The sequence below is a fragment of the Saccharobesus litoralis genome, assembly GCF_003063625.1.
Classification (GTDB): domain Bacteria; phylum Pseudomonadota; class Gammaproteobacteria; order Enterobacterales; family Alteromonadaceae; genus Saccharobesus; species Saccharobesus litoralis.
This window is the reverse complement of the sequence record NZ_CP026604.1, coordinates 348,324-367,513: the sequence shown is the minus strand read 5'-3', so window position 1 is coordinate 367,513 and position 19,190 is coordinate 348,324. Positions and strand designations below refer to the sequence as shown.

At 39.1% G+C, this 19,190-nt stretch carries 14 protein-coding genes; 13 read left to right on the top strand and 1 reads right to left on the bottom strand.

Annotated elements, in window-relative coordinates; all coding sequences use genetic code 11:
• Positions 1 to 286 precede the first annotated feature (286 nt).
• From C2869_RS01345 to metH, 12 genes are all read left to right on the top strand, one after another.
• Positions 287 to 553, top strand: a complete 267-nt coding sequence (locus C2869_RS01345; protein WP_108601247.1) for a DUF4212 domain-containing protein — start codon at positions 287 to 289, stop codon at positions 551 to 553.
• Positions 554 to 563: 10 nt separating this feature from the next.
• Positions 564 to 2,267: a sodium:solute symporter family protein gene (locus tag C2869_RS01340; protein WP_108601246.1), complete on the top strand. Its 1,704-nt coding sequence runs from the start codon at positions 564 to 566 to the stop codon at positions 2,265 to 2,267.
• 550 nt (positions 2,268 to 2,817) lie between these two features.
• A complete protein-coding gene (locus tag C2869_RS23020) occupies positions 2,818 to 5,379 on the top strand; it encodes a TonB-dependent receptor (protein WP_108601245.1) in 2,562 nt (853 codons plus the stop codon).
• Between the two features lie 560 nt (positions 5,380 to 5,939).
• Positions 5,940 to 6,893, top strand: a complete 954-nt coding sequence (locus C2869_RS01330) for a hypothetical protein (protein WP_159083975.1) — start codon at positions 5,940 to 5,942, stop codon at positions 6,891 to 6,893.
• Between the two features lie 143 nt (positions 6,894 to 7,036).
• Positions 7,037 to 7,789 (top strand): molybdate ABC transporter substrate-binding protein, encoded by a 753-nt coding sequence (gene modA / locus C2869_RS01325; RefSeq protein ID WP_108601243.1) that lies wholly within the window; start codon positions 7,037 to 7,039, stop codon positions 7,787 to 7,789.
• 11 nt (positions 7,790 to 7,800) lie between these two features.
• On the top strand, positions 7,801 to 8,493 hold the full coding sequence (gene modB, locus C2869_RS01320) for a molybdate ABC transporter permease subunit (protein ID WP_108601242.1): 693 nt from the start codon (positions 7,801 to 7,803) through the stop codon (positions 8,491 to 8,493).
• A gap of 4 nt (positions 8,494 to 8,497) precedes the next feature.
• Positions 8,498 to 9,607 (top strand): molybdenum ABC transporter ATP-binding protein, encoded by a 1,110-nt coding sequence (modC, locus tag C2869_RS01315; RefSeq protein ID WP_108601241.1) that lies wholly within the window; start codon positions 8,498 to 8,500, stop codon positions 9,605 to 9,607.
• A gap of 82 nt (positions 9,608 to 9,689) precedes the next feature.
• Positions 9,690 to 10,241 carry a DUF4124 domain-containing protein gene (locus tag C2869_RS01310; protein ID WP_108601240.1) on the top strand — a complete coding sequence of 184 codons (552 nt, stop codon included), beginning with the start codon at positions 9,690 to 9,692 and terminating at the stop codon, positions 10,239 to 10,241.
• Positions 10,242 to 10,622: 381 nt separating this feature from the next.
• The gene (metA, locus tag C2869_RS01305; RefSeq protein ID WP_108601239.1) at positions 10,623 to 11,543 is read left to right on the top strand and encodes a homoserine O-acetyltransferase MetA; all 921 of its coding nucleotides are present in this window, start codon (positions 10,623 to 10,625) and stop codon (positions 11,541 to 11,543) included.
• A 197-nt stretch (positions 11,544 to 11,740) separates the two neighbouring features.
• On the top strand, positions 11,741 to 12,754 hold the full coding sequence (locus tag C2869_RS01300) for a CobW family GTP-binding protein (protein WP_108601238.1): 1,014 nt from the start codon (positions 11,741 to 11,743) through the stop codon (positions 12,752 to 12,754).
• Between the two features lie 74 nt (positions 12,755 to 12,828).
• The gene (locus tag C2869_RS01295) at positions 12,829 to 13,329 is read left to right on the top strand and encodes a cupin domain-containing protein (RefSeq protein WP_108601237.1); all 501 of its coding nucleotides are present in this window, start codon (positions 12,829 to 12,831) and stop codon (positions 13,327 to 13,329) included.
• Between the two features lie 99 nt (positions 13,330 to 13,428).
• Positions 13,429 to 17,115, top strand: coding sequence for a methionine synthase (metH, locus tag C2869_RS01290; protein WP_108601236.1), 3,687 nt, complete (start codon positions 13,429 to 13,431; stop codon positions 17,113 to 17,115).
• A 72-nt stretch (positions 17,116 to 17,187) separates the two neighbouring features.
• On the opposite strand, the gene C2869_RS01285 is transcribed toward metH, so the two are convergent.
• The gene (locus tag C2869_RS01285) at positions 17,188 to 18,150 is read right to left on the bottom strand and encodes an integron integrase (RefSeq protein ID WP_108604912.1); all 963 of its coding nucleotides are present in this window, start codon (positions 18,148 to 18,150) and stop codon (positions 17,188 to 17,190) included.
• Positions 18,151 to 18,872: 722 nt separating this feature from the next.
• Here C2869_RS01285 and C2869_RS01275 point away from each other — a divergent pair.
• A complete protein-coding gene (locus tag C2869_RS01275) occupies positions 18,873 to 19,142 on the top strand; it encodes a hypothetical protein (RefSeq protein WP_108601234.1) in 270 nt (89 codons plus the stop codon).
• Positions 19,143 to 19,190: the final 48 nt, after the last annotated feature.

The following is a 19,190-nucleotide window of genomic DNA, read 5'->3' as shown; positions in this document are numbered from 1 at the left end:
ATTTATTCACAGGAATAACCCCTGTCCTCTAGCTGGCGAGCATTCTTGTTTGTAAATCCCAAGCAAAAAATCGTGAACTTAATGGCATTGGCATAAACTCTCGTTTACTGGCGTGGATATTCCCATTCTCACGTATCAATTGATTGTTTTTTAACCGCTAACAAATTGATTTACAAGAATAGTTTGTAATTATGTATTTTGATTGTTAATTTATTAACATAATGATTACAAGTGATGTTTAAGTTACACATTACTTACCTTTCAATCTTGTCTATCGGGAAGTTATATGGCTAATAATTTACAAGAACAAAATACAGCATATTGGCGAGAGAATATTCGTTTACTGTTAATTTTGTTGGTTGTGTGGTTTACGGTTTCCTTCGGATTTGGCATCGTTTTAGTTGATTGGTTAAATAACTTTAATTTTTTTGGATTCAAGCTTGGCTTTTGGTTTGCTCAGCAAGGTTCTATCTATACTTTTGTCACGCTAATTTTCATCTATGTTTGGCAGATGAGTAAGCTTGATCAAAAGTTTGGTTTAAACGAAGACTAGACTTATTTTTATGGATATTAAATCACTAACCATTGTTATTGTCGGTGCTAGCTTTTTACTTTATATCTGCATTGCAATATGGGCTAAGGCAGGGTCTACCAAAGAGTTTTATGTAGCAGGAGGTGGCGTACATCCTGTTGCAAATGGCATGGCTACGGCAGCTGACTGGATGTCTGCGGCGTCATTTATTTCAATGGCTGGGCTTATTTCATTCATGGGTTATGATGGCTCAGTTTATTTAATGGGCTGGACTGGTGGTTATGTATTATTGGCATTATGTTTAGCTCCTTATTTAAGAAAATTTGGTAAATTTACGGTACCGGATTTTATTGGTGATCGTTACTACTCTCAACTAGCAAGAACCGTAGCGGTTGTATGCGCTATATTTGTTTGTTTTACTTATGTCGCCGGACAAATGCGCGGCGTTGGCGTCGTGTTTAGCCGCTTTCTTGAAGTTGATATTGTCACAGGTGTCGTGATCGGTATGGGCGTCGTGTTTTTTTACGCTGTTTTAGGCGGTATGAAAGGCATTACCTATACGCAAGTCGCTCAATATTGTGTACTGATCTTTGCTTATATGGTGCCTGCTGTATTTATTTCTATCATGATGACGGGGCAATCGATTCCGCAGATTGGCTTTGGCAGTATGTTAACCGGCAGTGAAACCTATCTACTGGATAAATTAGACGGATTATCTACCGAATTAGGCTTTAGTGCGTATACACAGGGTAGTAAATCTACGATAGATATTTTCTTTATCACTGCGGCGTTAATGGTCGGCACCGCCGGCTTACCACATGTTATTGTTCGATTTTTTACCGTACCCAAAGTCAGGGATGCTCGTAAATCGGCAGGATGGGCTTTGTTATTCATTGCTATTTTATATACGACAGCACCCGCTATATCATCATTTGCCCGCGTTAATATGTTTAATACCATTAACGGTGAAGATATGACAGGTACTGACTACGCCAGTGCTCCGCAATGGATTAAAAACTGGCAAAAAACCGGCTTAATTTCTTGGCAAGACAATAACCAAGATGGAAAAATGTTTTATTCAGGAGATGAGCGCAATGAAATGCAAATTGATCGCGACATTATGGTGTTAGCCAACCCTGAAATCGCTCAATTACCCAATTGGGTTATTGCTTTGGTTGCTGCAGGGGGGATTGCCGCGGCGTTGTCAACTTCAGCAGGACTGCTATTGGTTATATCGACATCAATTTCTCACGATCTACTTAAACGAAATTTGATGCCTAATATTAGTGATCGCAAAGAGTTATTTTTCGCTCGGCTTGCTGCTGGTATTGCTATTTGTGTTGCTGGCTATTTAGGTATTAACCCGCCAGGGTTTGTGGCACAAGTGGTTGCGTTCGCATTCGGACTTGCGGCATCTTCCTTTTTTCCGGCGATCATTCTTGGCATTTTTAGTAAAACCATGAATAAAGAAGGTGCTGTCGCCGGCATGATTACGGGTATATTGTTTACCGCGAGTTATATTATCTATTTTAAATTTATTGCGCCTGACAACAACACAGAAGAACATTGGTGGTTTGGTATATCACCTGAAGGTATTGGCACATTAGGCATGTTAATTAATTTTACAGTTGCTATATTAATTAGCCGTGTAACCTCTCCAGTACCACAACACGTACAAGAATTAGTAGAAGATATTCGTCTACCTAAAGGCGCAACTCAGGCTATTATTCATTAGATTTTCGTTTTAGTCACGGGCTTGAATAACAGGTTTCAAGCCTTGTCTTTTTAAACTCCTCAACAGTTTTAAGTTGTAATATTTGACTATTTTGTAAGTAATCATACCTATGTGTATAACTCAGTTAACGGTTAGCACTTGCTTGTTTCTTTTATAAACAGGCCCTAGTTTGCAATAAAAATTACTCGTTCTTGAAAGCTTGATTTTGTTTACCTTAGCCAATTACAGAACCCTAAGATAGTTCTTACGCCCCGTTGTTGGAGTTCGTACTTTAGCTCCATCTAATCGTTAACTTAATGACATAGTCTCATTTTCTCACCCACCGCCACGTGAACCTCGCTACTGTTACACGAACCAATTACTTAATATGAAATTAAATTATATGGGGTTCAATTCCAATACAAGGGTGCTATTGAACCAAAACTTGGTTATGTTATATTGTATCAAATGTTATGTTGTAACATATCAAAATATAAATTGAAATGTCAGGCGAGTTATTGTCAGTTCAGTTAATTTGCCGTTGTGTAGTTACTCAATAAAAAGTAAATCAATGAAATCTATTTATAAATTAAGCGCTATATCACTAGCTTTTTTGTCTTTTGGTTCGATGGCCGAAAAAATTTCAGGGGTTGTATTAGATGACCAAAATCAGCCTTTAAAAGGTGCTCAAGTCAACGTTGTTGGAAAGAAAAAAATCGTAACAACAGATAGTAATGGTCAATTTGTGCTAGATTTCGAGCACAGCAAAGATTTAGAGTTACATGTCCAAGCGTTAGGATATAGCCACAAAAATATTTTTCTCGGAACCGATCATCCAGAATCCATCTCCGTAAAATTAATAGATTCCGTACTTGATCACGTGGATGTTGTTGGTTTACCTATCCACGCGTCATCCTTAGAGTCAGCTCAACCAATTTCTGTTATTTCAGGTGATGAATTGCGTGATATTCAAGCGTCGACATTAGGAGAGACATTACGTTCTGAAGTTGGGGTTCAATCAAGTTACTTTGGACCTGTTGCAAGCAGCCCGATTATTCGAGGTTTTGACGGACCTCGAGTTTTAATAACCCAAAATAATTTAGATGTTGCAGATGTGTCACGTATAGGTGCTGATCACGTGGTCACTGCAGAAGTGTCTACGGCGCAAACAATCGAAATTTTACGTGGTCCTTCTACTTTATTTTATGGTAGTGGTGCTATTGGTGGTGTAGTTAACGTTATTGATAATCGAATTCCCACAAACAGTGACACTAATGGTAGCTTAGAACTGAGCCAAGGTGGTGCAGATGACGCAAGCCAAATAGCGTTTAATCTAACTACAGGTAACGACAACGTCGCTTTCTACGCAGACGGTTTTTACTTAGATAGCGAAAATGTAAAAATACCAAGAAACCCCGTTATAGAATCGCATGACGAACATGAAGAAGAACATGGAAATGAAGCACATGACGAAGATACAGACGGTCATAACGAAGAACATGAATTTTCAGGCGTATTAGAAAATTCAGCAGTACAAAGTTATGGTTTCACACTAGGCTCAAGTCTTTTACTAGATAATGGTTATGTTGGTATTTCCTATGCTTTTCTTGATCGAGAATATGGTTTATTAAGCCATGGTGATTCACATGATGAAGAGCATGACGATGAACATGAAACAGATCATCAAGATGAGCCTGAAGCTAGTGAAGCACATATTGCAATTGCGGCGTTGAAACAGGATAGATGGCAAGTGTTGAGCGAATTATCGTTTAACAATGCAGTGTTATCGGCAGTAGATACCCGCATAGGTTATACCAACTATGAGCATATAGAAATTGAAAATGGCGCTATAGGCACAACATTTAAAAATGAGTCCGTGCAAGCTCGTTTAGATTTTATTTTACAAGAAATAGCTGGCTGGCATGGGGCTGTAACTGTTGACTGGCGAGATTCAGAAAAAATGCTCGATGGTGAAGAAGCATTTACACCAGACAGTCAATATAACAGTCTAGCTATTGCAGCGATTGCGGAAAAACATTTTGGGGATGTTTTAATTCAAGCTGGTGCGCGCTTGGAAAATGTCGATATCAAACCGACAGGCCTAGAAACACAACTAGAAAGGTTTATTGAACATGATGAACTAGAGTCTATTGACTTTTCATTAGCGGACTCATTTGATCCAAATAGTTATTCAATAGGGTTAGTTTGGGATTATCACCCCGGCTACAACATTGGTGTGAGTATGGCTCATTCTGAAAGAGCGCCAGCGGTTGGTGAAATATATGCCCTTGGACCTCATATTGGTACCAATACGTTTGAAATTGGCAGTTATTTCGATATTGAGTCGCCTGAGCATGAAGAAGATGAGCACGAAGGTGATCATGAAGATCATCAAGATGATAACCATGCGATGGCACATGTAGAGTTTTCACGAAAAGCAATTAAGTTAGAAACGACGCAAAGCTTGGATTTAACGTGGCGAAAATTTGAAGGTGATTTTGGTTGGGTAGTTAACCTTTTTTACAATGATATTGAAAATTATCTTTATCAGTTTAATACAGGATTGCACTACGCCGATATCATTGCTGAAGGTGAGCATGAAGAGGAACACGAGCAAGAACATGATGCAGAACATTCAGATGAAGGTAATGAAGACGCACATGAACATCATGGCTCTGGAAATATGCCTGTGTACGAATATAAGCAAGCAGATGCAAAAATATATGGGCTTGAAGCTAAAATGCTTTGGCAAGCTACGGACGATATTAAAGTAACGGCTTTAGTGGATTCTTTAAAAGGTAAATTAACTAATGGCAGTTACTTGCCTCGTATGTCACCAACGCGTTATGGATTGATAGCTGATTACCAATTACAAGATTGGAAAGCCAGTCTACAGGTTATGCGATACGCAGAGCAAACCCAAGTTTCAGGTAATGAAACAACAACTCAAGGGTATACCATGGTTGATTTAGATGCTCATTATTATATGGATATAAATGGCTATGATTTGACTGCCTTCGCGAAAATTAGGAATTTAACTGATGAAGCAGCTAGAGTGCATACATCATTTTTGAAAAATCAAACTTACCTGCCAGGTCGCGGTATTTCATTTGGTTTAAGGTTAGCTTTTTAATCAGTTAGTTAGGCTTTACTTGATAGCTTAAAGATTATTCATCTTTAGGCTATCTGTATTTTTAAAGAGTTTGTAACTACTCAGCGTGTTTATAAATAGAATTGAATTTCTCCCACTGGTATAAAAAATTACCGTCATACCTGAGTATTCAGGTATCCAGCGCCTTTATTACAGTAAACGGAGCTCACGTTTACTAAACAAAGTCACTAGATTACCGCATTCGCAGGTTTCATGTTCCAGACGAAACCTAAGTACCTACGTCCTGTGGGCATGGCAAAGACGAGGTAATTAGCAATACTAAGGCGCGTAAAACAAATTACGCTGAGTAGATACAAGAGTTTAATTTCATACCAACCAGACAAAAGCCGTTAATATCTTTTCGTTTTTTTGGTTCAATGTCTGAGTTCACTCCCTCTGTTGCTGAAATGACTTTAGATTTCGTCTGGAATTAGAATCCAGCTCCTGACCTCTGATGCGTTGGCTATATCAAACACTTTACATTTATTTGATGAACATCTATGTTTTATGTACCCAACATGCATTTTTTAAGGGTGACTCAAATGTTAGATATAAAATTAGAGCAAGATAAACATATTGACACCATTCGAAATTTAATCAGCAATTTGCAGTATGAAATAGGCCAGTTACAAGGAAGGTTAACTAACAATGTACATTCAATCATTGCTCATGGATATAGGTTATCTCAATATGATAGTCAGCAACAAATAACAGATAAAAGTGAAACAACGCTTCAAGCTAGTATCGACAGCTTTGGCCATTTCCATTTACAACCTGGCCAAGATGCTAAACGAGTAGTGCGTTACCCTGGTTATTTGTGTGTAACACAACAAACAGTGTTTAAAGCTTGTGAACAACAAGTTTTAAAGATAAACAAAACAAAGCAACAGATCGCTGACTATTTATCCAAACACAACCAGCCTGTTAGTATTAAAGACCCTATTAATGGACAAACTAAATACATAAAAAACGGATTATTATATGAAGCAGAGACCATGGCTAATCACGCCATGCTAACTAGAAAAATTACATTAATTGATAAGCCTGTAGAATGGTTTAGCTACAGTTGGAATCAGGATTTTTTATCAGAAAGCTTTGCAAGTTTAGACGATTATATTTATAGAATTGAACGTCAGTTCGAGCAACCACCTATTGATATTGATTGTACTGTTTGGAAAAAGCAGCTCGCACACGTTATTCATCAAATGTCAGAAATTTGGTTTGCAAACGATGGTCGTGTACTTAAACGTATCCGTCCGAAGCCAATTGAACCTCAAGTAAAATTTAAAACCATTAATCAAAAAACTAAAATTAAGCCTTGTAAACTCAAGTTACCGCTTATTTGTTTTAATCCGAATGGTAATCTTGTGCTTAAGCAAGCACTTCCAGATGTACCGTGTCATAAAGAGCTGCCTCAGCAAGCCCGAAAGTATCGCTACCGACGATTGCATCCATACTTTCATTTTTATGAATGTACACCGGTTAAAAATAGCTAATATTTTGACTGAGGAAATAAGCTAATTAGTTAATTTTCAGCGCTAGATCAATAACCTAGTTTACTATCTGTCGATATTTTATTTGTTTTACGGCATTATACGCAGCAATTTTGGGGATGCTTAGATAAATTGAGGGTATAAAATTGCGCTTTATCGCTATCAAGCTGTTTACCATATTGTTGTATGTGGTGAATTGGCCGACATTTGCAGAAAATGCGCGTATTGTTGTAGCCTCTAACTTTTCGCCGGTTATGCAACAACTCGTTGAACGTTTTGAGCAGCAACATATCGGGCGTTTGCAAGTGACTTATACTTCATCTGGTAAAGCTTACGCGCAAATTATTCACGGGGCGCCGTTTGATGTTTTTTTATCAGCCGACCAACACAAGCCTAAACTGCTGCAAGATAAAAATTTAGCGGTACAAACTAGCTTGTATACCTATGCCACAGGACGCTTGGTTTTATGGTCAACTCGTTTACCCAACAATCAAGCAAAACAGGCGTTATTAAGTAACTCTTACAATAAATTAGCCTTAGCGAATGCTAAACTCGCGCCATACGGGGTTGCCACTTTAGAGGTGCTTAAGTCACTTAATTTGTTGGAACAATCACAGACAAAATGGGTACAAGGCGAAAACATAGGGCAAACCTTACAATTTGTTCGCTCTGGCAATGCCGATGTCGGGTTTGTCGCTTATTCTCAAGTTATCAACTTGAATATTGATAAAATGCAATATTGGTTGGTTCCAACTGATTATCATAATCCTATCCAACAAGATTTAGTTTTATTAAAGCGCGGTGCAACCAATCCTGTTGCTAAGGCATTTATAGCTTTTATAAAATCAGAGGCGATAGTTAAATTAATATCGCAAAATGGCTATATCGCAGAATATTAAAAGAGCGAAAAATGATTATATCAGACCAAGAGTTAGGGGCCATTTGGCTTACACTCAAATTGGCAACGACAGTTACCTTGATTCTGCTTATATTCGGAACACCATTAGCGTATTGGTTGGCTCGTACACAATCTAAATGTAAACCGCTAATCAGCGTATTTGTGGCTATGCCTTTAGTATTACCGCCAACCGTATTGGGTTTTTACCTATTAATTGCCATGGGACCACAAGGGCCAATAGGGCATATAACGCAAGCTTTGGGAATAGGCTTGTTGCCTTTTACGTTTTGGGGATTAGTTGTTGCATCGGTTATTTATTCGTTACCTTTTGTGGTACAACCCATTCAAAACGCCATTGAAGCTATCGGCGAGCGACCATTTGAAGTCGCAGCTACCTTAAGAGCAAGCAAATTAGACTGTTTTTTTAATGTGGTCTTACCCTACGCGAAACCCGGTATCATCACGGCTGCCATTTTAGGTTTTGCACACACCATAGGTGAGTTTGGTGTGGTGCTCATGATAGGCGGTAATATCCCGGATGAGACACGCGTGGTGTCTGTACAAATTTATGATAGTGTCGAAGCATTAAATTACAGCCAAGCCCATGCGTTGTCAGCGGTAATGCTTGTTTTCTCTTTTATTATATTGCTATGTGCATATCACTACAGTCGAAGTGCAAAACATAAAATGAGTGTAGGTGTTTAACGGTATGACTTCTTGTGCTTCTGTAGCAACAATAAATTTAATTTTTAAGCACAGTTTTAGTCAAAATTCTGAGAGCAGTCGTTTTGATTTTAATGTTGATTTAGAACTACCCAGCACAGGTTTAACCGCCATTTATGGTCATTCTGGCTGTGGTAAAACCACCTTACTACGGTGTATTGCCGGTTTGAATACTCCCGAAAAAGGTAGGGTACGCTTTAGGGAACAAATTTGGCAATCAGAGCAGATTTGTTTACCAGCAAATAAACGACCTATAGGTTACGTATTTCAAGAAGCCAGTTTATTTGATTTTTTAACGGCCAAACAAAATTTAGAATTTGCTATTAAAAGAGCCGATACTAGGCATACTAAACTTGATTATAAATCGATAATTGACGTATTAGGTATTGAGCATATATTGTGCAAATACCCAAGCCAACTGTCAGGTGGTGAAAAACAGAGAGTCGCCATTGCCCGAGCATTGCTTATTCAACCTTCATTATTGTTAATGGATGAGCCATTAGCTTCACTTGACCCTGCTCGAAAGCAAGAAATATTACCTTACTTAAAAGCGCTAAAACACGCATTTAATACACCTATTCTATACGTTACCCACTCGTTGCAAGAGGTTGCTCAACTTGCCGATCATTTGGTGATAATGGCTAAAGGTAAAGCGGTAGCGAGTGGACAAGTTACAGAGTTATTTTCTCAATTGGATTTACCATTGCAACTAGAACAGGATAGCAGCGCGATATTGGAAGGGGTGATCACAGAGAAAGATGAAAAATGGCATTTAATGAAATTTCAATTCCAAGGCGGGGCCTTGTGGTTAAAAGATTGTGGACAAGCGCTTAACAGTCAAGTGAGGGTCAGTATTCAAGCTCGTGATGTCAGTATAACATTGGCGGAACATCAAGATTCAAGTATTGTCAATCGATTAGCGGTAACTGTGGTTGATATTGCAAAAAATATTGACCCAAGTATGGCGCTAGTTCGTTTACAAACTGGTGATAGTTACCTTTTAGCTCGTTTAACCTTACGCTCTGTCGATCAACTCAAGCTACAAATCGGACAAAGTATTTGGGCGCAAATTAAATCGGCTGCTTTGTTAAGTTAATATATAGTCAATCAAAGTTAGTAATAGATTATAGCTAAGTTATCTTCCCCTTGGTTAATTAGTTTTATAAACTACTCGCAGGATGAAAATAATACTAGGGAAGGCACACTTGAATAAGTGTATGTACGCGTTGCTGTTAATGCTAATGTCTAGCGTAAGTTCAGCTCAAATTTATAAATGTTTAGCGAGTAATGGTCATGTTTCGTTTTCACAGTACCCCTGTGAAAACCAAAAAAACCAAGAAAGCCATGAAAAACAAGCATTTCGACAAAACTCGCTTCAACCGCCTCATCAATCGCTTCGCCAACCTTCAGTGTCAACAACTATAGATGGCACCAATATTCCTGTTTTTTCAAAAGCACAGGTAACTTCCAATAAAAAAGTCGACTCGGCAAAACCTGGGTTAGGTATTCATTACTATTTTTATCAAGTGACTACGTCATTAGCTAAGGTTGTTAAATTTTATCAAGCTAGTGGTGTCATAAATAGCTGTCACTTTGTCACTGATAATGCCGCTTATAAATGTTCACTAAAGAAGAATAAAACAATAAGTGCTGGATATGTCATGGTAGCGCCAATCAAAACGGGCGGCACTGCTGTCTATATTGATTATTTTTATTTCAAAGCGAGCTAAACTTTCTGATAGATTGATTAAATTTAAACGGACGTTTAGACGTCTAGACGTAAGAAGTTTGACAAACAGTGGTTTATGGGTAACATTGCTAATATCTTTTCAATTTAATTTTAATTAGTTGAAAACATTGGTGAGCACTTTCACACTGAGCGCGAAGCAGTCGAAGTGTTGATACGTTAGAAAGTAATAAGACTTCGACAGGCTCAGCCTGAAGTTGTTTATTTACTCTAAATGTAATTTAAAACATCATGAGTGATTCAACTGATCATTTCTTTATTGAAAAGATATTAGTCTTTCGTCGGAGTTAAACCCTTTGACGAAGTAGCAACTTCTACAACAGATTATATTTTTCTTTTTGTTAACTGGCACTGGAGCCTTCTTATGCCGATTAAAATTCCTGATCAATTACCCGCTTTAAAAGTTCTCAACGACGAGAATATTGTGGTTATGTCTGAATCGCGTGCCAATACGCAAGACATTCGCCCCATGGAGATCGGAATTTTAAACCTGATGCCAAATAAAATTGAAACGGAAATTCAATTATTGCGCTTGCTTTCGAATAGCCCTTTACAAGCTAACGTCGATTTAATTCGCATAGATATGCGTGCACCTAAAAATACGCCAAGCGAACATATGGATGCTTTCTACCGCTTGTTTGATGACATTAAGCATAAAAACTATGACGGTCTTATTGTAACTGGTGCGCCGCTTGGTTTAATGGAGTACGAAGAGGTTAAATACTGGGATAAAATGCAAGAAATCATGGATTGGGCGCGTAAACACGTGCAATCCACCTTGTATTTATGCTGGGCAGCTCATGCCAGTTTGTATCATTATTTTGGATTGCAGCGCGATATTCGTGAAAACAAAATTTCAGGTGTGTTTAATCATCAAGTATCAGATCATTTAGATCCGTTAACTCAAGGTTTTAATGACGAGTTTGTTGCCATCCATTCGCGTTATGCGCAAATTCCGTTAGAAAATTTGCAAGCCCACCCTGATCTAAATGTATTGGCGACTTGTGAAGAAGGCGGGGCGTACTTAATTGCCAGTAAAGATCAGCGCCTAGTTTTTATAACAGGACACCCAGAATATGACGCTCATACCTTAGACAGTGAATACAAGCGTGATTTAGACGCAGGTATCAACCCTGAAATGCCGGAAAATTATTACCCAAATAATGATCCAAACCAAACGCCTAAAAACCGTTGGCGTGGTCATGGCAATTTACTTATGTGTAACTGGCTTAATCATTACGTTTACCAAGCAACACCGTATGATTTAAGTGAGCTTGGCAAGTAGTTACAGGTTATTACTACGTAGCTAAAACGAACCTGTTTTAGCTACTTTACCTATCTACGATAGTGTCTAGTTATGCAAACAAGTGTAACTAGCCTTCAAATTGAAATTATCTAAATCAATTGATGCATGTTTCGAAATAGAGCCATGCAAGTAAGCTTGGCATAATATGCAATTAAAGCATCTGTTACTGTCGAACCATGTCTAGCGTAAATAAAGTTCCTACTCATATTATTTCTGGCTTTTTAGGTTCAGGAAAAACGACTGTCATTTCCCATTTATTAAAACATAAGCCGCAACACGAAAACTGGGCGGTGCTAGTTAATGAATTTGGCAAAGTAGGTATCGACGGTAGCTTAATCAAAAGTACTTCATCGCAAGACAATCAAATATTTGTTAAAGAAGTGCCAGGCGGCTGTATGTGTTGTGCAGCGGGCGTACCTGTTAACGTTGCGCTTGTAGAAATACTAAGAAAAATTAAACCAGACAGGCTATTAATAGAACCATCTGGATTAGGCCACTTAGATGAAATAGTTGATATATTGCAATCAGAAACCTTTCGCCATCATATTGGCCTCGGTTATACCATTACGCTGGTGGATGCACGCAATATCGCCGACTCACGCTATACATCACATAGCAACTTTAAGCAGCAGTTAGCGCTGGCTGATATTATTGTCGCAAGTCATGCTGATTTATATGACAACAAACAAATAGAAAAACTCAATAGATGGTTAGCTTTGCAACATGAGATTAATCCTAAGCTAGTGACTAGCATTTCTAATGGAAAGTTACCTGTTTCATTGCTAACCAAACAATCATTTGACGAAAACGATGGCAATATTGATTTAGCCCATACAAGTGAACTTGAATGGCAAAACTTAGTTAATGCAAACCAAGCCGAATTAGAACAAAGCATCGCAGACAACGAAGTAATAAGTTATCACAACAAAGGCGATGGTTATTTTTCCTATGGTTGGCACTTAGGTCAGCAGTACTTATTTAGCTTAAATAAATTACAGGTTTTTGTGCAAGAGTTCAGTCAATACCGAGTTAAAGCGCTCGTATTAACCGATAAAGGAATAGTAAGTGTGAATCAAACAAAAATTGACGTGTTACCAGAGCAAGAAAATGTTAATGAAAGTTGCTTCGAGATGATTTGTTGGCAAGAAGTGGCTGAGTTAGAAAAATACGTAAAAGATTGTTTGTGTTAGTCACAATTGAATTAGTCAGTACTAAAATGCTTTGTTCAACAGAATAACCATAATAGCCAGAGGCTTTATTTAAAATGAATGCACAAGAATACATTCAATCGCTAGATTTACAGCCGCATCCAGAAGGTGGCTATTTTAAAGAGGTTTATCGTGCCCAAGGCAAAATAGAGCATCAAGCCTTGCCAGCGCAGTTTAATGGACCTCGTAATTACGCAACATCTATCTATTTTTTATTAATATCGGGTCAAAAATCGAGCTTTCATAAAATTAATCAAGATGAGGGGTGGCATTTTTATGCCGGAAGCCCGTTAACCCTTCATATGTTATCGCCAGATGGTCTTTATTCTCAGGTCGAGCTTGGGCAAAATCTCGCGCTTGAGCAAAACCTACAGTATTTTGTGCCAGCAGGTTTTTATTTTGCAGCTACAGTTAATCAATCTGATAGTTTTTCATTAGTAGGCTGCACTGTTGCTCCCGGTTTTGATTTTGCTGATTTTGTAATGCCACATGCAGATGAATTAGCAAAAGAGTTTCCTCAACATCAAGAAATAATTGAACAGTTGGGACATAGATAGGCGTTAAAACGCTTGAAATTATTTGGTTGGTTGTCGAAGTTTATTTCGACAAGTACAGGTGTCGAGGCAAGCCTCGACCTACAATAGGTAAAAGATTAAATGAAACAACATCCAGCTCGCGCGCAAATTGAAAAAATATTAGCTGAACGCATCATGATGCTTGATGGCGGCATGGGTACCATGATCCAGTCATACAAGCTGGAAGAAGAAGATTATCGCGGCGAACAATACAAAGACTGGCATGTTGACTTAAAAGGCAACAATGACTTGTTGTCGATAACTCAACCGCAAATTATCAAAGAGATCCAAGGTAAGTATTACGCAGCCGGTGCAGATATCATTGAAACCAATACGTTTAACGCCACGACAATCTCAATGGAAGATTACGACATGGCGAGCGAAAGCCGAGCTATTAACATTGCATCGGCTAAATTAGCGCGAGAGTTGGCAGATGAATTTACCGCCAAAGAACCGCATAAGCCGCGTTTTGTTGCAGGTGTATTAGGCCCAACTAGTAAAACCTGTTCTATTTCGCCAGACGTAAACGACCCAGGCTTTCGTAACATTACCTTTGATGCGTTAGTGGAAGCGTATGTTGAATCGACCGAAGCCTTAATTGAAGGTGGTGTTGACTTAATATTGATTGAAACGATTTTCGATACGCTAAATGCTAAAGCAGCAGCCTTTGCAGTTGATGTGGCGTTTGAAAATAAGGGTATTGAATTACCGGTTATGATCTCAGGCACTATCACAGATGCGTCTGGTCGTACATTATCAGGTCAAACAACCGAAGCTTTTTATAACTCACTGCGTCACGTAAAACCAATTTCAATTGGCCTTAACTGTGCATTGGGCCCAGAAGAGTTACGCCAATATGTAGAAGAAATGGCGCGCATTTCAGACTTTGCGGTATCTGTGCACCCGAATGCGGGTTTACCTAACGCGTTTGGTGAATACGACTTAGACGGCCCAGATATGGCTGTTCATATTAAAGAGTGGGCTGAGTCTGGCTTCTTTAATATTGTTGGCGGTTGTTGCGGTACCTCGCCAGACCATATCGCGGCTATTTATGATGCAGTAAAAGATATTGCGCCGCGTAAAATAGAGCCACGCGAAATTGCTTGTCGCTTATCAGGCTTAGAGCCGTTAACCATTTCTAGCGAAAGCTTATTTGTTAACGTTGGTGAGCGAACCAACGTGACCGGCTCAGCTAAGTTTAAGCGTTTAATTAAAGAAGAAGTGTACGATGAAGCGTTGGATGTTGCCAAAGACCAAGTGGAAAACGGTGCGCAGATTATCGACATTAACATGGACGAAGGTATGTTGGATTCAGAAGCCGCTATGGTGCGCTTCTTAAATCTAATTGCCGCAGAACCGGATATCGCCCGTGTACCGATTATGATCGACTCATCTAAATGGGAGATCTTAGAAGCGGGTCTTAAATGTATTCAAGGTAAAGGTATCGTTAACTCTATCTCACTAAAAGAAGGTGAAGATAAATTTATCGAGCAAGCGAAATTGATCCGTCGTTACGGTGCAGCGGTTATCGTTATGGCGTTCGATGAAGTCGGACAGGCTGATACTCAAGAGCGTAAGTTTGAGATCTGTAAACGTTCGTACGATGTGCTAGTTAACAAAGTTGGCTTTCCACCAGAAGATATTATTTTTGACCCTAACGTATTTGCAGTTGCAACCGGTATTGATGAACACAACAACTACGGTGTTGATTTTATCGAAGCCTGTAAGGACATAACCGATAACTTACCACATGCAATGATCTCGGGTGGTATCTCTAACGTGTCGTTCTCATTCCGTGGTAATAATCCGGTACGTGAAGCGATCCATGCCGTATTCTTGTATTACGCAATTCGCAACGGTTTAACCATGGGTATCGTTAATGCTGGTCAATTGGCAATTTACGAAGATATTCCAAAAGAATTAAAAGACGCGGTTGAAGACGTAGTACTTAACCGTACCGACCAAGCAACCGAGCGTATGCTGGAAATTGCTGAAAAATATCGTGGCGATGGCGCAGCAGCAGAAGACAAAACAGCCGCAGAATGGCGCTCTTGGCCAACGGCTAAGCGTTTAGAGCATGCATTAGTTAAAGGTATTACCGAATTTATCGACGAAGATACCGAAGCCGCGCGTCAAGAAGCTGATCGCCCATTACACGTTATTGAAGGTCCATTAATGGACGGCATGAACGTAGTAGGGGATTTGTTCGGTGAAGGTAAAATGTTCTTACCTCAGGTAGTAAAATCTGCGCGTGTAATGAAAAAAGCCGTAGCCTATCTTGAGCCATACATTGAATTGGAAAAAGCCGCTGGTTCGTCAAACGGTAAAATTTTGATGGCAACAGTGAAAGGTGATGTTCACGATATCGGCAAAAACATTGTTGGCGTGGTACTACAATGTAATAACTACGAGATTGTCGACCTTGGCGTTATGGTGCCAGCCGATAAAATTTTAAAAACCGCGATTGAAGAAAAAGTCGATATTATTGGTTTATCAGGCCTAATTACGCCGTCGCTTGACGAAATGGTGCACGTAGCGAAAGAAATGCAGCGCCAAGGTTTTGATATTCCACTATTAATCGGTGGTGCGACAACCTCAAAGGCTCATACTGCGGTTAAGATCGAACAAAACTACGAGCACCCGGTGGTGTATGTACCAAATGCCTCACGCTCGGTGTCAGTTGCAACCGCGTTATTGTCTGAAGAGCAACGCGCGCCATTTATTGAAAAGCTGCAAGCTGATTACGTTAAAGTGCGTGATCAACATAACCGCAAAGGCCCGCGTAATACTTATATCTCGCTAGAAAAAGCCCGTGATAACAAGTTTGTTGCTGACTTCAGCGAGTATACACCTAAAACACCTAATCAATTAGGCACACAATACTTTGAAGATTTTGATATTCAATCCTTGCGTAACTACATTGATTGGACGCCATTCTTTATGACATGGCAGCTAAGCGGCAAATACCCAGCAATTTTAGAACACGAGTTGGTCGGTGAAGAAGCGAAAAAATTATTTGCCGATGCTAATGCATTGTTGGATAAAGCCATTAGTGAAAAACGTTTAGTTGCCAAGGCAGCGTTTGGTATTTTCCCAGCCAATAGCGACGGTGATGACGTATTGTTATACAAAGACGAATCGCGTTCTGAAGTGCTTACACGTTTACATCATTTACGTTCGCAATCAGAAAAACGTGGCGATCAAGCAAACCGTTGTTTAGCTGACTACATAGCGGATAAAGACAGTGGCGTGGCAGATTATAAAGGCGCATTTGCCGTCGGTATCTTTGGTGCTGATGAATGGGCTGAAGAGTACTTAAAAGATCATGATGACTACAACAGCATTATGGTCAAAGCCATTGCCGATCGCTTAGCCGAAGCCTTTGCTGAATATTTACATGAACACGTACGTAAGCAAGCATGGGGCTATGCGGCTGATGAAGTTATGGATAACGAAGCCCTGATCCGAGAATTGTACCAAGGTATTCGCCCAGCACCGGGTTATGCAGCCTGTCCTGAACATACTGAGAAAAAACGCCTTTGGGAGTTACTTGATGTCGAAAATAAAATTGATATGCAACTAACCGAAAGCTGCGCAATGTGGCCAGGTGCTGCTGTCAGCGGCTGGTATTTTGCCCACCCAGACAGTAAATATTTTGCGGTAGGTAAAATGGAGAAAGACCAGATAGAAAGCTACGCAGAGCGCACAGGTATGACGGTTGAAGAAACCGAGCGCTGGTTGCAATCGAATTTGGCGTATGATGTGTAAGATATAAGCGCTAAATAGCAAGCAGGTTTAATAAATATAAAGCCCGATAACTGTATAAGTTGTTGGGCTTTTTTATAACCGAGAAAATGGACTCACAACGCCATTTGCACCATGGTTAAGAACATGGGTGTAAATTTGCGTTGTTCTAATATCAGCGTGGCCCAATTGTTCTTGAACTGTTCTTATATCCGCTCCATTAACTAATAAATGTGTCGCAAAAGAGTGGCGTAAAGTATGACAAGTTACCCGTTTATTAATATCTAAGTTTTGAGCCGCAGAGCGTACCGCTTTTTGCACAGTGGACTCGTCAAGATGGTGGCGGCGTAATACTTTAGCTTGTGGATCAATACTAGTTTTGTATGACGGGAACAAATAGTGCCACTTCAATTCTTTAGGAGCGTTAGGGTATTTCTTTGCTAACGCATCTGGCAACCATACCCCTGCATATTGCGGGTGCAGTATATCTTGTTGGTATAGTGCTTTAGCGTAATTAATTTGGACCAATAGCGGTTCTATTAATTCTTCAGCTAACGTTACTCGTCTATGTTTAAAGCCTTTACCATTCCAAACACATATACATTTATAGTCAAAATCAATATCTTGGATCCTTAACCGTATCGCTTCCATTAGTCGTAAGCCGCTTGCATATAACAGGCTAGCAATTAGATTATGCACACCACCTATATTGTCTAAAAGTTGCTTTACTTGGGTTGGTGTAAGCACTTCAGGCAATTTTCTTGATCTAGCACTTCGATTGAAGTGTAAAGTTAAATTTAATGGACGCTTAATAATATCTTTATATAGAAAAACTAAGGCGTTAAGAGCAATACCTTGAGTTGCGGCAGAGACATTTGCATGATTAACAAGGTGACTTAAATAGTTTTCAACTTCTTTGTCGCCAAGCAGGTTAGGGTGTTGTTTATCATGATATTTAATAAATCTGATAATCCAATAGATATAGGCTTCAATAGTCCTTTTTGCATATCGGCGATTTACCATATGTTCATATATGCATTGTATAAACGGTGATGTTATTTTCACTTTATTTTCCTTAATAGAGTGCTGTTTATATATACAGCTTTCATTCTAGTCCGTACTAACACAAAAACAAGGATTGAACCGTAATTTATTCAACTTTATTTAAAGGGTTGCTTGAAAGGTTTATTTTCAGTAGTCTAAAGCGATATTTAAAAAATTAAAGTTGTGATAGACGGATGGAATAGTTAGGAAACGTCCGTCTATTAAACTGTTAGCTGCTTTATGGAATATTTAACCAAATCTAAAATAGCGAGTTTAGCCAAAATTCATTTAGCTTTAGGTGTTGTTTTATACTTTTGTATCCTGGTTGGCTTCTTGTTAAACAGCATTGAAACTTTTGCTGATATCTGGTTTGGTATACGGCTAGCGTTTCTACTCAGTTTTGTTAGTTTTGTTATCGGGCTTATTTATTTCTGTCCTGTTTTAAGCTTGCTATTTCGGTGTTCGGCTTTAAGCTATTTCAGTGTTAGCTTTTTTGCCTTGCTACCATCGTTTATATTGTATTGTTTTGAGCCTGTGAAATTTTACCTATTTTCAATGGTCGCTAGCTTGGTGTTAGGCTTAAGTTTCTACCACAAAAATAAGCATCGCAGCTAACAAAGCAATTATGAGGGGACGCAAAAAGCTTGGCTGGCGTCACTTCGTTCCTAATTTTAGCCAAGCTTTTTTGCGCCCCATATTGCGGCGTTATGTGTTTATTGAAGTATGGAGAGTTTTAAATGAAGGATGAGCAATTCAAGGCTTGGGAACAAACAAGAGCAAAAGGTAAATTGAATTTTATACTTTTTAGTGGTGTTTTATCATACGGCTTACCTATGTTCATAATGATGGCATTTATGAATAAGCCTTTTGCTGATGGCCTTACTTCTAAGGCTGCAATAATTCATTGTGTCGTTTGGCCGTTGGCAGGTTTATTGTTTGGTGTACTTATGTGGCATATTACTGAAAGCAAATATAAAAAAGAATTAGCTAAGCGTGTAAACACATAACAAACGCTTCAACAAAGGACGCAAAAAGCTTGGCTTGCGTCACTTCGT

Coding starts and splice junctions, on each gene's coding strand:
- modC (WP_108601241.1), top strand. CDS start 8,498: ATGACTTCTTGTGCTTCTGTAGCAACAATAAATTTAATTTTTAAGCAC.
- C2869_RS01300 (WP_108601238.1), top strand. CDS start 11,741: ATGTCTAGCGTAAATAAAGTTCCTACTCATATTATTTCTGGCTTTTTA.
- metA (WP_108601239.1), top strand. CDS start 10,623: ATGCCGATTAAAATTCCTGATCAATTACCCGCTTTAAAAGTTCTCAAC.
- metH (WP_108601236.1), top strand. CDS start 13,429: ATGAAACAACATCCAGCTCGCGCGCAAATTGAAAAAATATTAGCTGAA.
- modB (WP_108601242.1), top strand. CDS start 7,801: ATGATTATATCAGACCAAGAGTTAGGGGCCATTTGGCTTACACTCAAA.
- C2869_RS01275 (WP_108601234.1), top strand. CDS start 18,873: ATGAAGGATGAGCAATTCAAGGCTTGGGAACAAACAAGAGCAAAAGGT.
- C2869_RS01340 (WP_108601246.1), top strand. CDS start 564: ATGGATATTAAATCACTAACCATTGTTATTGTCGGTGCTAGCTTTTTA.
- C2869_RS01295 (WP_108601237.1), top strand. CDS start 12,829: ATGAATGCACAAGAATACATTCAATCGCTAGATTTACAGCCGCATCCA.
- C2869_RS01330 (WP_159083975.1), top strand. CDS start 5,940: ATGTTAGATATAAAATTAGAGCAAGATAAACATATTGACACCATTCGA.
- C2869_RS01310 (WP_108601240.1), top strand. CDS start 9,690: ATGAAAATAATACTAGGGAAGGCACACTTGAATAAGTGTATGTACGCG.
- C2869_RS01345 (WP_108601247.1), top strand. CDS start 287: ATGGCTAATAATTTACAAGAACAAAATACAGCATATTGGCGAGAGAAT.
- C2869_RS23020 (WP_108601245.1), top strand. CDS start 2,818: ATGAAATCTATTTATAAATTAAGCGCTATATCACTAGCTTTTTTGTCT.